Origin of the sequence: Mycobacterium sp., assembly GCF_049278535.1 — a bacterium.
Classification (GTDB): Bacteria; Actinomycetota; Actinomycetes; order Mycobacteriales; family Mycobacteriaceae; genus Mycobacterium.
On sequence record NZ_JBAPMI010000282.1, the window covers coordinates 1 to 14427 of the forward strand.

The window sequence follows — 14427 nt, forward strand, 5'->3', positions numbered from 1 at the left end:
GTCACAGTATACACATGTTCACGGATGGACCACAGTGGGCATTTGGGGTCTAGTAAGTTCCCGATACCTTGGGTACTGTGTTGGACATAGCACGTCCAAATGTAAACCTCACCGGAGAGGCCAGTCATGGCTCAGGCAGGAACCGCCCAGAAGCAGGCGCGGACCAAGTTGGTGCGCCGCTGGCGCCGCAACATGGAGGTCCAGGACGACGCCAAGTACGTGGAGATGCTGAACACATTGTCCGAGGGGTCGGTGCGACGCAACTTCAACCCGTACACCGACATCGACTGGAAGTCGCCGGAGTTCGCGGTCATCGATAACGACCCGCGCTGGAAACTGCCGAAGACCGACCCACTGGGCCGGCACCCCTGGTATCAGGCGCAGCCTGAGGACCGTCAGATTCAGATCGGCATGTGGCGGCAGGCCAACGTCGCCAAGACCGGTCTGCACTTCGAGTCGATCCTGATCCGCGGGCTGATGGAGTACGCGTTCTGGGTGCCCAACGGGTCACCGGAATACCGGTACTGCTTGCACGAAGCGGTCGAAGAGTGCAACCACACCATGATGTTCCAGGAAATGGTGAACCACATCGGCGCCGACGTACCCGGCATGCCGCGCCTGTTGAAGTGGATCCAGCCCTACATTCCGTTGGCGGCCGGGCCGCTTCCGATCCCGTTCTGGTTCGGCATCCTGGCCGGCGAAGAACCCATCGACCACACCCAGAAGAACGTGCTGCGTGAGGGCAAGGAGCTGCACCCGATCATGGAGCGGGTGATGGCAATCCACGTGGCCGAGGAGGCCCGCCACATCTCGTTCGCGCACGAGTACCTGCGTAAGCGGGTGCCGGATCTGCCGCGCCGCAAGCGATTCTTGCTCTCGTTGTACGTGCCGCTCACGATGCGGATCCTGTGTTCGGCGATCGTGGTGCCGCCCAAGGCTTTCTGGCGCGAGTTCGACATCCCGCGTCAGGTCCGCAAAGAGGTGTTCTTCTCCTCGCCTGAGTCGCGCCAGATGCTGAGGGACATGTTTGGTGACGTCCGGATGCTTTGTCGCGACACCGGTTTGATGAACCCGATGGCCAAGCTGATCTGGCGGATCTGCAAGATCGACGGCAAGCCGTCCCGCTACCGTAGCGAGCCGCAGCGTCAGCATCTCGTGGTCGCACCGGCCGCCTAGTAGATTCGGGTTCTATGCCGCACATTATTACCCAGTCGTGCTGTAGCGACGGGTCCTGTGTTTACGCCTGCCCGGTGAACTGTATCCATCCGTCGCCGGACGAGCCGGGCTTCGCCGCCGCCGAAATGCTGTACATCGATCCGGTGGCGTGCGTGGACTGCGGCGCCTGCGTGAGTGCCTGCCCGGTGGGCGCAATCGCGCCCGACGCGCGGCTGACACCTGAGCAGCTACCGTTCATCGCTCTCAACGCGTCGTACTACCCGGACCGGCCGGCCGACGAGAAGCTGCCTCCGACATCCAAACTGGCGCCGGTGATTCCGGCGCCAGAGGTACGCGGCAATCACGGCGACCCGTTGACGGTGGCGATCGTGGGTTCGGGACCGGCCGCGATGTATGCCGCAGACGAACTGCTCACTCAACACGGCGTGCGGGTCAACGTCTTCGAAAAGTTGCCTACCCCTTACGGATTGGTGCGTGCCGGGGTGGCACCGGACCATCAGACCACCAAGCGGGTCACTCAGCTCTTCGACCGGATCGCCCGTCGTCGCGAATTCCGCTTCTACCTCAACATCGAAATCGGCAACCAGTTGAGCCATCAGGAGCTGCTGGCACACCACCACGCCGTCATCTATGCAGTCGGTGCGCCCAACGACCGCCGCCTGGATATCGAGGGAATGGGTCTGCCCGGCACCGGCACCGCCACCGAGTTGGTGGCCTGGATCAACGGTCACCCCGATTTCACCGATCTACCAGTTGATTTCAGCCACGAGCGGGTCATCGTCATCGGCAATGGCAACGTCGCGTTCGACGTGGCCCGCGTGCTCACCGCCGATCCCGACGACCTGGCCCACACCGACATCTCCGATCACGCCTTGGCGGCCCTGCGGGCGTCGCAGGTGCAGGAGGTCGTCGTCGCGGCCCGGCGCGGGCCCGAGCATTCAGCGTTCACCCTGCCCGAGTTGATCGGCCTCACGACGGCGGCCGAAGTCGTTCTCGACGACGCCGATCGCCAAGCGGTGCTGCGTGACCTTGCAACCGTTTCGGACCCCTTGACGAAGCAGAAGCTGGAAGTCCTCAGCACGCTCGGCGACGCGTCGACGACCGCCGGCCCGACGGGCCGGCCGCGGATCAGGTTGGCCTATAACCTGACACCGCAGCGTATTTCGGGCCAACAGCGAGCCACCGGGATGGAGTTCGGCGTGACCGGCACCGACGAGGTGCAGACGATCGAAGCCGGGCTGGTGTTGACCTCGATCGGCTACCACGGCAAGGCCATCAAAGATCTGCCCTTCGACGACACGGCGGGTGTGGTTCCCAACGACGGTGGCCGCGTCACCCATCTGGAGTCAGACCGGGCCGTCGACGGCGCCTACGTGGCGGGCTGGATCAAGCGTGGGCCGACCGGATTCATCGGCACCAACAAATCGTGTGCGCTGCAGACGGTTCAGCGGTTGGTCGACGATTACAACGCCGGACTGTTGAGCAATCCGATCGGCAAGCCGTCGGCGCTGGACAAGTTGGTCCGCCAGCGCCAGCCCGCCGTCGTCGACGCCGCCGGATGGCGCACCATCGACGCCGCCGAGATGGCCCGCGGCGAAAGCGACGACCGGCCGCGCAACAAGTTCACCTCGGTTGCCGAGATGCTCGACGTGGCGGCAGCCGCGCCGTCGCCCCCGCTGCGCCGGCGGCTGGCCGACCGGCTACGCGAGCTGGCTGACCTCTAGCCGGACTGGCCGCTCATCGCGGCGGCGATCTCGTCCATGCTGACTTCGCGGACGGGCTGACCCAGTGACCAGTGGTGGCCGAACGGATCGCGGACCATGCCGTAGCGATCGCCCCAGAACTGGTCGTCGAGCGGCATAACTACGGTCGCACCAGCGTCGAGTGCCCGCTGGAACTTGGTGTCGACGTCGGTGACGGTCAGGTGGATGGTGACCGGCGAGCCGCCCAGCGATGTCGGCGTCATCGACTGTCCGCCGGACATCTCCGGAAAGTCGTCGTTGAGCATCACCAGGAAGCCGTTGATGCGCACCGCCGCGTGCACCAGCTTGCCATCAGGACGCGGCACCCGGCCGATCTCAACGGCGTCAAAAGCCTTGACGTAGAAGTCGATTGCCGCGGCGGCGTCGTCGACGACGAGATGGGGGGACAGTGCGGGTTCGACGGCGATTGCCATCAGGGCCTCCTTGGTGTCGGTACTTGGCCCGGGCGGGCCTAGGGGTATGACTCGAGTTGCGATGCAATCTCATCACCGGCCACCGACACGATCGGAAAAGTCAGGCCGTGACGACCTCGGCCCAGCCCTCGACGGACTCCGGACTGCGCGGACCCGGGCCGACATAGATGGCCGCCGGACGAACCAGCTTGCCGAGTCGCTTCTGCTCGAGGATGTGCGCACACCATCCGGCGGTGCGGCCGCAGGTGAACATGGCCGGCATCATGCGGGCCGGCACCTGCGCGAAGTCCAGGATGACCGCGGCCCAGAACTCGACATTGGTCTCGATCGCCCGGTCCGGACGCCGCTCCCGCAGCTCGGCGAGCGCGGCCTGCTCGACGGCCGCGGCCACCTCGTAGCGCGGTGCGCCCAGCCGCTTGGCGGTGGCCCGCAGTACGCGGGCCCGCGGATCCTCGGCGCGGTACACCCGGTGGCCGAAGCCCATCAGCTTCTCGTGGCGATCCAGAATGCCCTTGACCAGACCGCGCGCGTCACCGGTGCGCTCGACCTCTTCGAGCATCGGCAGCACACGTGCCGGCGCACCGCCGTGCAGCGGGCCGCTCATCGCGCCGACCGCGCCCGACAAGGACGCCGCCACGTCGGCGCCGGTGGACGCGATCACCCGCGCGGTGAAGGTCGAGGCGTTCATCCCGTGCTCGGCAGCCGAGACCCAGTAGGCGTCGACGGCTTCGATGTGCTTGGGATCAGGCTCGCCCTGCCAGCGGGTCATGAAACGCGCTGTGACCGTTGGGCATTCGTCGATAACGCGCTGCGGAACCGCGGGCTGGTAGATGCCGCGGGCCGACTGTGCGACGTAGGAGAGCGCCATCACCGAGGCGCGGGCCAGCTGGTCGCGGGCGGTGTTGTCCTCGATGTCCAGCAGCGGCTGGTATCCCCAGATCGGTGCCAGCATCGCCAGGCCGGCTTGGACGTCGACGCGCACGTCGCCGCTGTGAATCGGCAGCGGGAACGGCTCGGCGGGCGGTAGCCCGTGGCCGAATTTCCCGTCCACCAGCAAAGCCCACACGTCGCCGAAAGTGACGTGCTGGCCGACCAGGTCTTCGATGTCGACACCGCGATAACGCAGGGCACCGCCGTCCTTGTCAGGCTCGGCGATCTCGGTGGTAAATGCCACTACGCCTTCGAGTCCGGCAACGAAATTCTCCGGGATCTTGTCCGAGATGACAGTCATGGCCGAATTCTCCCACGGCGCCGCGAGCCGATTGCTACCGGTCGGTAACTAACGGCCGCGCAACCCGGGAGTAGCGTTGGCGCGATGGCTGGACCCGACGACGAGCACCTGGCGGCAATGCGGAAAGAGTACGGCTCCAGGGAGCGGGACGGTAGCCCGGACCTTGACGTCGACTGGCTCGACGGTGGCTGGCTTGCCTTGTTGCGCATATGGATTGGCGAAGCTGAGCGCGGGGGCGTCGCGGAGCCCAACGCGATGGTGTTGACCACCGTCAAGGACGGGAAGCCGGTCAGCCGGTCGGTGCTGTGCAAGGGCGTCGCCGAAGACGGCATCACCTTCTTCACCAACTACGACTCGGCCAAGGGCGACGAGCTGGCCGCGACGCCATATGCATCGGCGACCTTCCCGTGGTACCTGCTGAACAGGCAGTTCCACATCCGCGGGGCGGTGACCAAGGTCGACCCGAGGGACACCGAGAACTACTGGTCGAAACGTCCGCGCGGCTCGCAACTGGGCGCGTGGGCGTCGCGCCAGTCCCGGGTGATCGACTCCCGCGCCGCGCTGGTCGACCAGCTTGCCGAGGTGACCGCGCGTTTCGCCGACACCAAGCAAGTGCCGGTGCCGCCGAACTGGGGCGGTTACCGCATCGCACCCGACGAGGTGGAGTTCTGGCAAGGCCGAGAAGACCGGCTGCACAACCGAATCCGTGTCGTCGGTGGACGCGTCGAACGCCTGCAACCCTGATCGACGGAGGAGACGTGATCCCCGTCGCACCCCGACCTAACCCCCGCGCAGGCAGGCCGTCGCAATAACGACTACCTTTGCGCTATAGGCAACCAGCCGGGCCAGCATTCCGATCGCAAGCGCAAAGGGGTTCCCGTGGCCGCAAACGACGACTCCGCCACCCTGAAATACCCGGGTGGCGAGTTGGACCTGGACATCGTCCACGCCACCGAGGGGGCCGACGGCATCGCGCTCGGCCCACTGTTGTCCAAGACCGGTTACACGACGTTCGACAACGGCTTCGTCAACACGGCGTCCACTAAAAGCGCCATCACCTACATCGACGGCGATGCCGGCATTCTGCGCTATCGCGGCTACCCGATCGAGCAGCTGGCCGAGAAGTCGACTTTCATCGAGGTCAGCTATCTGCTGATCAACGGAGAGCTGCCGAACAAGGAACAACTGGTCGAGTTCACCGATCAGATCCAGCGGCACACCATGCTGCACGAGGATCTGAAGCGGTTCTTCGACGGCTTCCCCCGAAACGCCCACCCGATGCCGGTGCTGTCCAGCGTCGTCAACGCGCTGAGCGCGTACTACCCCGACTCGCTCGATCCGGCCGACACCGAAGAGATCGACCTGTCCACGATCCGGCTGCTGGCCAAGCTGCCGACCATCGCCGCCTACGCCTACAAGAAGTCGGTGGGACAGCCGTTCCTCTACCCGGACAACAAGCTGACCCTGGTGGAGAACTTTCTGCGGATGACGTTCGGCCTGCCCGCCGAGCCCTACGAGCCCGACCCGGAGATCGTCCGCGCGCTCGACATGCTGTTCATCCTGCACGCCGACCACGAGCAGAACTGCTCGACGTCGACGGTGCGACTGGTCGGCTCATCGCAGGCCAACCTGTTCACGTCGATTTCCGGCGGCATCAACGCGCTGTGGGGCCCACTGCACGGCGGCGCCAACCAAGCGGTGCTGGAGATGCTCGAAGAGATCCGCCAGAGCGACGACAACGTGAGCGAGTTCGTCCGCAAGGTGAAGAACAAAGAAGAAGGCGTCAAGCTGATGGGCTTCGGCCACCGGGTCTACAAGAACTACGACCCGCGGGCGCGCATCGTCAAGGAACAGGCCGACAAGATCCTGGGCAAGCTGGGCGGCGACGACGACCTGCTGAACATCGCCAAGGAGCTCGAAGAGGCTGCGCTGACCGATGACTACTTCATCGAACGCAAGCTGTACCCGAACGTCGACTTCTACACCGGTCTGATCTACCGCGCGCTGGGATTCCCGACCCGGATGTTCACCGTGTTGTTCGCACTCGGCCGGCTGCCCGGCTGGATCGCGCACTGGCGTGAGATGAACGGCGAGCCCAGCAAGATCGGCCGTCCGCGCCAGATCTACACCGGCTACACCGAGCGCAAATACCCCTCGATCGACGCGCGCTAGTGGCGATCGCAAGCGCGGCGTAGCCGCGCGAAGCGGGTCGCCACGATCAAAGCCGGCCAGCCGAGGTGAGTACCGCCATCGCGGCGTTGTGGCCGCCGATGCCGGAGACCGCGCCACCGCGGCGCGCACCGGAGCCGCACAGCAAGATCCGCTCGTGGGCGGTGTCCACGCCCCACCGCCGGGCCGGGGTGTCGAGTTGGTCGCCGTCGTCGGCGAACGGCCAGTGCAATCCGCCGTGGAAGATGTTGCCGCCGGTCATGCCCAGCCGCCGCTCCAGGTCCAGAGTCGTCGTCGTCTCGATGCACGGCGACCCGTTCGCGTCGTCCATCAGCACATCCTGAATCGGTTCGGCCAGAACGGAATTCAGTGACGCCAGCACCGCATCCGTAAGCGCTTCACGCTCGGCGCCGAACCCGTTGTGCGGAGTGTGCAGACCGAACACCGTCAACGTGTGCGCGCCCGATGCGCGCAACGCGGAGGACAGGATGCTGTGGTCGGCCAGCGAGTGGCAGTAGATCTCGCAGGGCAGCGGGTCCGGCAGCATCCGCGCGACTGCCCGCGAATACGCCGCGTCCAACTGCGTCCAGGTCTCGTTGACGTGCAACGTCCCACCGAAGGCCTGCTCGGGTGTGACGTCTGCATCGCGTAGTCGCGGCAGCCTGCGCAGAACCATGTTGACCTTGACTTGAGCGCCCGGCGCTTGGACCGGTGCCGGTTCGCCGAGCAGGCCGGCCAGTACCGTCGGTGTGACACCGGCCAACACGAATCGGGCGCGCACCACGTGCTCGTCGTCACGCTGGCGGTAGCTCACCTCGCCGCCTGGATCGATCGCGTAAACATCTGCGCCCGTTACTATTTCGACCCCGTGAGCCGACGCTGCGCCGGCCAGCGCCGCGCTCACCGCGCCCATACCACCGACCGGCACGTGCCAGTCCCCGACACCGCCGCCGATCAGGTGATATAGGAAGCAGACGTTCTGCTGCAGCGACGGGTCGTCGAGTCGGGCGAAGGTGCCGATCAACGCGTCGGTGGCGACAACGCCGCGCACCAGATCGTTGCCGAGCGCGTCGGCGATGGCGGCGCCGATCGGCAGCTCGACCATGGCCTGCCAGGCCGAGCCCGCCTCGAGATCGCCGCCGACGATCGCTGCCCGGGTCTGCGCGCGGGTGCGTAGCGGCTCCAACATCGTCGGCCAGAGCCGCTCGGTCACCAGACGGCAGCGCCGGTAGAACTCGGCGAACGCCCGCTCGTCATCGTGGGCGCCGACGGCGTCGAAGGTCGACCGCGGACCGACCAGCAAGCCGGTGCGTCCGGACGTGGCCGGATCGGGGGTGTACGACGAATAAGGCCGCGGGGCCAATCGGGCCGTCGCGCCCAGGTCGTTGAGGATGGCAGTCGGCAGCAGGCTCACCAGATACGCGTACCGCGACAGCTGCGCGTCCACGCCGTCGAAAACCTGCGACGACACCGCGGCGCCGCCGACATGCGGTAGCCGTTCCAGCAGTCGAACCCGCAGGCCCACCCGGGCCAGGTACGCGGCGGCGACCAGACCGTTGTGCCCGCCGCCCACGACGACCGCGTCGAGGTCACCCGCAGCCATCGGTCAGCTCAGGTAGCCCTCGACCTCATTGGCGGGCCTTACCGCGGCGTCGCCAGGATCGCCACCGGTCTCGCGCAGGGCACGACGTTGCCGGAGCAGATCCCAGCACTGGTCGAGCTGGATTTCGAGTTGGCGCAGCCGCTTGTGCTCGTCGGACTCGCTGATCTCGCCGTGCTGCAACTGCTCACGCAGCGACTTCTCTTCGGCGACGAGTTCGTTGATCCGCGAGAGGGCGTCGTTGTCTTTCACGGTTCAAGTGTGCCCGACTAGGGTCGTCTTCGTGTCAAGCAAACCTGAGATTGAATTTCCCACCGGCCCGGCGCCCACCCAGCTTGTCAGCCAGGACCTGGTGGTCGGCGATGGACCCGAAGCGGTGCCGGGCGGCACCGTCGAGGTGCACTACGTCGGCGTCGACTACGACTCGGGCGAGGAGTTCGACAGCTCGTGGGGTCGCGGCCAGTCCATTTCGTTCCCTTTGCAAGGACTGATCCAGGGCTGGCAGGACGGCATCCCTGGGATGAAGGTCGGCGGGCGGCGCCAGCTGGTCATTCCGCCGGAGCAGGCGTACGGGCCGGCCGGCTCGGGTCATCAGCTGTCCGGGAAGACGCTGATCTTCGTGATCGATCTGCTCGGCACTCGCTAGTACGTCAGCTCGGCGGCGGCAGCTGCAACAGCAGGCGTACTCCGCCCAGCGGGCTGTCCTGCAGCGCCGCCGTTCCGCCGTGCAAGTGCGCCTGTTGGGCCACCAGGGCCAGGCCAAGTCCGGAGCCCGAGTGCGACGCGGTCGAGCCACGGGAGAACCGCTCGAACACCACTTCGCGTTCGGCTTCGGGCACGCCGCCGCCGTTGTCGTCGATCGCGATCTCCACGCCGGCCCGCGAGCTGACCGCGGACAGTTGCACGCGGGTCGCGCCGCCGTGTTTGACGGCGTTGGCGATCGCGTTGTCCACGGCGAGGCGCAGGCCGGCGGGCAGCCCGACGATGATGCAGGTCGGTGACGGTGCCAGCGACACGTCGAGGTCGGGATAGATGCGCATCGCATCGTGCGCGGCGCGGTCGAGCAGATCGGTGATGTCGACCGGCACATGATCCTCGGACGTCGACAGCTCGCCCTGCGCCAGCCGTTCCAGCGCGGAAAGCGTTGCCTCGATTCGTGATTGAGTGCGGATCACATCGCTGAGCACTTCTTTGCGCTGCTCGTCGGGAAGATCCAGGGTGGCCAGCACCTCGAGGTTGGTGCGCATCGCGGTCAGCGGGGTGCGCAATTCGTGCGAGGACACGGCCGCGAAATCGCGCGCCGACGCCAGCGCCTCCATCGTGCGGTTCTGCTCGTCCCAGATTCGCTGCAGCATGCCGCGCATGGCCTCGGCGATCTCGACCGCCTCGCTGGCGCCTCGCACCCGGACCTGTGGACTCTCGTCACCCGCGTTGATGGACCGGGTCTGCTGCGCCAGCCGTTTGAACGGCCGTACCGCGAAAGTGGCCAGCAGCCAAGCGAATACCGCGGCGGCGGCGATCGAGAACCCGGCGATCAAGATCACCCGCCGGTGCAGGTTGTTGGTATCGGCGATGGTGGAGTCATACGTGGCGCCGACTTCCACCGACATCGGGTGCGGCGCCGGGATGTCGACGGTCCGCACACGGTAGCGCACCCCATTGATGTAAGTGTCGGCGTAGCCGACCGGCAACTGGGGCAGCGTGACGGTGGTGTTCGAGGTGACCTCGCCGCTGGCGTGACGCACGGTGATGACGGCGTCCTGGTCGCTGGGAGACTTCGGAATCTCGCCGAGCCCACGGGGCAGGAACGGAAGCGCGAAGCCGGCCGCCTCATCTAGTCGGCGGTCCAGCCGCTCCTTGCGGTCGTTGGTAATGCCGAACCAGACAACTGCGCAGGTGATCAACACCGGAATGGCGGCGCCGATAATGGTGGCCACCACCACCCGGGCACGCAGCGAGGGCGTGCGGGTCAAGATTCTCGACAAGAAGTTCATGTTCAATCCCGTCACTGCATGCGCAGTACGAATCCCACGCCACGCACGGTGTGCAGCAGCCGGGGGCCGCCGCCTGCTTCCAGCTTGCGGCGCAGGTATCCGATGAAGACGTCGACGACGTTGGTGTCGGCGGCGAAGTCGTAACCCCACACCAATTCCAGCAGCTGTGCGCGCGATAGCACCGCGGTCTTGTGCTCGGCCAGCACGGCCAGCAGATCGAACTCACGCTTGGTCAGGTCGACGTCGACGCCGTTGACCCGGGCCCGCCGGCCCGGGATGTCGACCTCGAGCGGGCCGACCGTGATGGTTTCCGAAGACGACGTCGCGGTGGCCCCTCGGCGGCGCAGCAGCGCGCGCACCCGCGCCACCAGCTCGGCCAGCACGAACGGCTTGACCAGATAGTCGTCGGCGCCGGCCTCCAGACCGGCCACCCGGTCGTCGACCGAGCTGCGGGCGGACAGCACACAGACCGGCACGTCGTTGTCCATCGCGCGCAGCGCGGTCACCACGCTCACGCCGTCGAGCACCGGCATGTTGATGTCGAGCACGATCGCATCCGGCCTGTTCTCGGTCGCGCTGCGGAGTGCCTCCGCGCCGTCGACCGCGGTCGCCACTTCGAAGCCGGACAGCCGCAGGCCGCGCTCCAGCGAGGCAAGCACGTCGGAGTCGTCGTCGACAACCAAAACCCGCGGTGACGTCGCGCCAGTGTCCATGCCGCCCATGATGCCTGATTGTCCTCCTTAGCTGTGGGAACACACCCGCGGGGGGATCGGCGCGGCGAGGTGGCCAACGCGCTCGATTCAGCGATAGACCAGACCCGACAGCCGCCAGGCCAGTTGGCTGCGTACCGCGGGGATCTGTGCGGCCAGCCTCATCAATCCGTTGCGGGCCGGGCGCGCCGCCCTGGGCAAGGTCGCCAGTCGGGTCAACCGTCCCGTCGTCGCCAGCACTTCCCGGGCGATCGGACGACGGGTCGCGCTGTAGACGTCGAGTGCTGCGACCGACCGGCCGGGTAGCGCGTCGCGCAGGGCATCGGCCAACGCGACGGCGTCCTGGATGCCCAGGTTCATGCCCTGTCCGCCGGCCGGGCTATGGACGTGGGCGGCGTCGCCGGCCAGCAGCAGCCGTCCGGCACGATAGGCATCGGCAACCCGATGCTGGATGCGGAATCGCGATCCCCAGATCAGCTCGGTGACGACGCTGTGTCCGGGGCCGAAGCCCCGAGTGTCCATGATGTCCTGGATGAACTCCGCTGACGGCACCTCTGGCGCGTGAGCGCTGGGCGCGACGATGCGGTGAATGCCGCCGGGTAGCGGCGCCAGTACATTCAATCCGTTCATCGCGTAGAACAGGATGACTTCATCGTCGGGCGCCTCGCCGGCGAGGCGGACGTCGGCGAGGGTGAACGATTCGGCGTACTCGCCGCCGGTGAAGCCGATTCCGGCCTGCTCACGCACAGTGCTGTGCGCGCCGTCGCAGCCCACCACATAGCGCGCCCGGATGGTGTCTCCGTCGTCGAAAGTGGCTGTCACGCCATCGCGGTCCTGCGTCAGCCGGGCCAGCGCTTTGGGTCGCAGCACCTCGCCGCCGAGCTCGGCCAGCCGCTCGACGAGCAGCGCCTCGGTGGTCGCCTGCGAAATCATCAGTGTGTAGGGGTAATTGGTGGGCAGCATCGAAAAATCGATCGGGATCAGCGTGCGCGCCCCCTGCCGCATGGTGAACCTCGGCGCGATGAGCCCGGACTTGACCATGCGCCTTGAAACGTCGACGTCTTCCAGCACCTCAAGCGTGCGGGCGTTGACCGCGGCCGCACGCGAGGTGTTGGCACCGGCGGTCAGTCGGTCGACGACGATGACATCCGCATCGCGACGCAGCAGCGATGCGGCCAGCGTCAGTCCGGTTGGTCCAGCTCCGACAACAAGGACGTCGGTGTCCGTCATGGTGATCCTCCATCATTAAAAGTCAACGCTTGTTGGCATAGCCCATCGTGCGCCGGCCGGCGACGTATGTCAACACTTGTTGGCCTACACTCGTTGACATGAGAAGAACATCGGAGGAGACCAAGGCCGCCATCTTGGCCGCGGCCCGCGAGCGATTCGGTGCCAACGGTTTCCAGGCCGCCACCATCCGGGGCATCGCCGCTGACGCCGGCATCGACCCATCGATGGTGATGCGGTACTTCGGAAACAAGGACAAGCTGTTCGCCGCCGCGGCGGAGTTCGACCTAAAGTTTCCCGACCTCACCGAACTGGATCGGGCAACGGTGGGCCGATCGCTGGTCAGCCATTTTCTTCAACGTTGGGAGGGCGACGAGGCGCTGGTGATTCTGTTGCGTTCCAGCGCCACCAACGCCGATGCCGCGCAGCGTATGCAGCACATCTTCACCAAGCAACTGCAGCCGCTGGTGGCGACATTGGTTCCGGCCGAGGAAGCTCGCTGGCGGTCTGGGCTGATCGCCACCCAGATCTTGGGTGTGGCGTGGTGCCGCTTCGTATTGCGGTTGCCGGCGGTGGTCAAGATGACCCGCGCCGAAATCGTCGACTGGGTCGGGCCGACGATCCAGCGGTATCTCGGGTTAGCGGACACCTAGGGCAGCCCGATATTGCGGTAGCGCCGCAACCGCGCCGCCATCCGGTCGGAGTCGGACATGCCACGCAGCGTGTGCAGTTCGACGGCGATCGCCGCAGACAGCCGAGCAGAGAACGCTTCTGCTTCGTCGGCGGCGTCCGGATGCTCCGGCACGACGGCGTCGACGATGCCGGACGCCAGCAAGTCGACCGAGCGGATGCCCTGCGCGGCGGACAGCTCCGGGGCGTGAGCGGTGTCGCGGAAGACGATGGCGCTGGCGCCTTCCGGCGGCAGCGGCGCCAGCCAGCCGTGCAGTGCGGCCAGCACCCGGTCGGCCGGCACCATCGCCAGCGCGGGCCCGCCGCTGCCCTGACCGAGCAACACCGACACCGTCGGGGTGTGCAGGGTGACCAGCTCGGCCAGGCAGTGCGCGATCTCGCCGGCCAGCCCACCCTGTTCGGCCTCGGCCGACAGCGCAGGTCCGGCGGTGTCGATGACCAGCACCAGCGGCAGCCGCAGACCGGCGGCCAGCGTCATGCCCCGGCGGGCTTCGCGCAGTGCGGCCGGGCCGACTGTGCCTTCTATACCGCCTACCCTTCGTTGCTGGCCGAGCACGACCGCTGGCTGGCCGTCGAACCGGGCCAGCGCCAGCAGCATGGTCGCGGCCTCGCCCTGCCCGGTGCCCGACAACAGCACCTGGTCGGTGCAGCCGTGCCGCAGCAGCTGTTGGACCCCCGGCCGGTCCGGCCGCCGCGACGCCACCACCGAGTCCCACGCCGGGATGTCGGGCAGTGGTTCGGCGAGGGGCCGCTTTGGCGCGGGCCCTGCCTCGTCGGCGACGACAGTCAGTGCCCGGTCGAGGATGTCGCGGAGCTCGCCGAGTGGCACGACGGCGTCGATCACACCGTGGCGTTCCAGGTTCTCCGCGGTTTGGACGCCGGGCGGAAACGGTTCGCCGTAGAGCTGCTGGTAGACCCGCGGCCCGAGGAAGCCGATCAGAGCGCCCGGCTGGGCGATGGTGACGTGACCCAGCGAGCCCCAGGACGCGAACACCCCGCCGGTGGTCGGGTGCCGCAGGTAGACCAGGTAGGGCAGGTGCGCCTGCTTGTGCAAAGTGACGGCCGCCGCGATCTTCACCATCTGCAGGAACGCGACCGTGCCCTCCTGCATCCGGGTGCCACCGGAGCTCGGCGACGCCAGCACCGGCAGCCGCTCGGCGGTGGCGCGTTGTACCGCGTTGGTGATGCGCTCGGCCGCGGCCACCCCGATCGATCCGGCCAGGAAGTCGAACTCGCAGACCACCACCGCCACCCGGCGACCCAACACCCGGCCTTCACCGGTCAGCACCGATTCGTCGTAGCCGCTGGCCGCGCGCGCCTCGGCCAACTCACGGGCATACGACTGGCTGGTCGGTATCGCCAGCGGTTCGGTATCCCAGCTGACGAAGGACCCCTCGTCGAGCACCGCGTCGCGCAGTTGGTCGGTCCCGATCCGGCTCACCCGACGAACATAA

At 67.0% G+C, this 14427-nt stretch carries 14 protein-coding genes; 6 read left to right on the forward strand and 8 right to left on the reverse strand.

The window, feature by feature from the left end:
• Positions 1-126 precede the first annotated feature (126 nt).
• Both WAO18_RS18860 and WAO18_RS18865 read left to right on the forward strand, forming a co-directional pair.
• Complete coding sequence (locus tag WAO18_RS18860) at positions 127-1176, forward strand: AurF N-oxygenase family protein (protein ID WP_422207755.1); 1050 nt, start codon at positions 127-129, stop codon at positions 1174-1176.
• Between the two features lie 14 nt (positions 1177-1190).
• Positions 1191-2900, forward strand: coding sequence for an FAD-dependent oxidoreductase (locus WAO18_RS18865; protein WP_422207756.1), 1710 nt, complete (start codon positions 1191-1193; stop codon positions 2898-2900).
• Here WAO18_RS18865 and WAO18_RS18870 read toward each other — a convergent pair.
• Together WAO18_RS18870 and WAO18_RS18875 are read right to left on the reverse strand one after the other, a co-directional pair.
• A complete protein-coding gene (locus WAO18_RS18870; protein ID WP_422207757.1) occupies positions 2897-3352 on the reverse strand; it encodes a VOC family protein in 456 nt (151 codons plus the stop codon). The genes WAO18_RS18865 and WAO18_RS18870 overlap by 4 nt on opposite strands.
• Before the next feature lie 100 nt (positions 3353-3452).
• A complete protein-coding gene (locus WAO18_RS18875; protein WP_422207758.1) occupies positions 3453-4583 on the reverse strand; it encodes a citrate synthase 2 in 1131 nt (376 codons plus the stop codon).
• 84 nt (positions 4584-4667) lie between these two features.
• Between WAO18_RS18875 and pdxH the strand changes: the two genes are divergently transcribed.
• Both pdxH and WAO18_RS18885 read left to right on the forward strand, forming a co-directional pair.
• The gene (pdxH, locus tag WAO18_RS18880) at positions 4668-5327 is read left to right on the forward strand and encodes a pyridoxamine 5'-phosphate oxidase (RefSeq protein ID WP_422207759.1); all 660 of its coding nucleotides are present in this window, start codon (positions 4668-4670) and stop codon (positions 5325-5327) included.
• 135 nt (positions 5328-5462) lie between these two features.
• Positions 5463-6755 carry a citrate synthase gene (locus WAO18_RS18885; protein WP_422207760.1) on the forward strand — a complete coding sequence of 431 codons (1293 nt, stop codon included), beginning with the start codon at positions 5463-5465 and terminating at the stop codon, positions 6753-6755.
• A gap of 46 nt (positions 6756-6801) precedes the next feature.
• On the opposite strand, the gene WAO18_RS18890 is transcribed toward WAO18_RS18885, so the two are convergent.
• Together WAO18_RS18890 and WAO18_RS18895 are read right to left on the reverse strand one after the other, a co-directional pair.
• Positions 6802-8355, reverse strand: a complete 1554-nt coding sequence (locus WAO18_RS18890; RefSeq protein WP_422207761.1) for a phytoene desaturase family protein — start codon at positions 8353-8355, stop codon at positions 6802-6804.
• Positions 8356-8358: 3 nt separating this feature from the next.
• The gene (locus tag WAO18_RS18895; RefSeq protein WP_422207762.1) at positions 8359-8604 is read right to left on the reverse strand and encodes a DUF2630 family protein; all 246 of its coding nucleotides are present in this window, start codon (positions 8602-8604) and stop codon (positions 8359-8361) included.
• A 31-nt stretch (positions 8605-8635) separates the two neighbouring features.
• Here WAO18_RS18895 and WAO18_RS18900 point away from each other — a divergent pair, with 31 nt between their 5' ends.
• Positions 8636-8998, forward strand: coding sequence for an FKBP-type peptidyl-prolyl cis-trans isomerase (locus tag WAO18_RS18900; protein WP_422207763.1), 363 nt, complete (start codon positions 8636-8638; stop codon positions 8996-8998).
• 4 nt (positions 8999-9002) lie between these two features.
• Here WAO18_RS18900 and WAO18_RS18905 read toward each other — a convergent pair whose 3' ends face one another.
• The 3 genes from WAO18_RS18905 to WAO18_RS18915 form a co-directional block, all read right to left on the reverse strand.
• Positions 9003-10346, reverse strand: a complete 1344-nt coding sequence (locus WAO18_RS18905; RefSeq protein WP_422207764.1) for a HAMP domain-containing sensor histidine kinase — start codon at positions 10344-10346, stop codon at positions 9003-9005.
• Positions 10347-10357: 11 nt separating this feature from the next.
• Positions 10358-11068 carry a two-component system response regulator PrrA gene (gene prrA, locus WAO18_RS18910; RefSeq protein ID WP_422207765.1) on the reverse strand — a complete coding sequence of 237 codons (711 nt, stop codon included), beginning with the start codon at positions 11066-11068 and terminating at the stop codon, positions 10358-10360.
• 78 nt (positions 11069-11146) lie between these two features.
• Positions 11147-12286, reverse strand: a complete 1140-nt coding sequence (locus WAO18_RS18915) for an FAD-dependent oxidoreductase (RefSeq protein WP_422207766.1) — start codon at positions 12284-12286, stop codon at positions 11147-11149.
• Positions 12287-12384: 98 nt separating this feature from the next.
• Here WAO18_RS18915 and WAO18_RS18920 point away from each other — a divergent pair, with 98 nt between their 5' ends.
• Positions 12385-12936 (forward strand): TetR family transcriptional regulator, encoded by a 552-nt coding sequence (locus WAO18_RS18920; RefSeq protein ID WP_422207767.1) that lies wholly within the window; start codon positions 12385-12387, stop codon positions 12934-12936.
• Here the strand turns inward: WAO18_RS18920 and WAO18_RS18925 are convergent.
• The gene (locus WAO18_RS18925) at positions 12933-14414 is read right to left on the reverse strand and encodes a carboxyl transferase domain-containing protein (RefSeq protein WP_422207768.1); all 1482 of its coding nucleotides are present in this window, start codon (positions 14412-14414) and stop codon (positions 12933-12935) included. The genes WAO18_RS18920 and WAO18_RS18925 overlap by 4 nt on opposite strands.
• Positions 14415-14427: the final 13 nt, after the last annotated feature.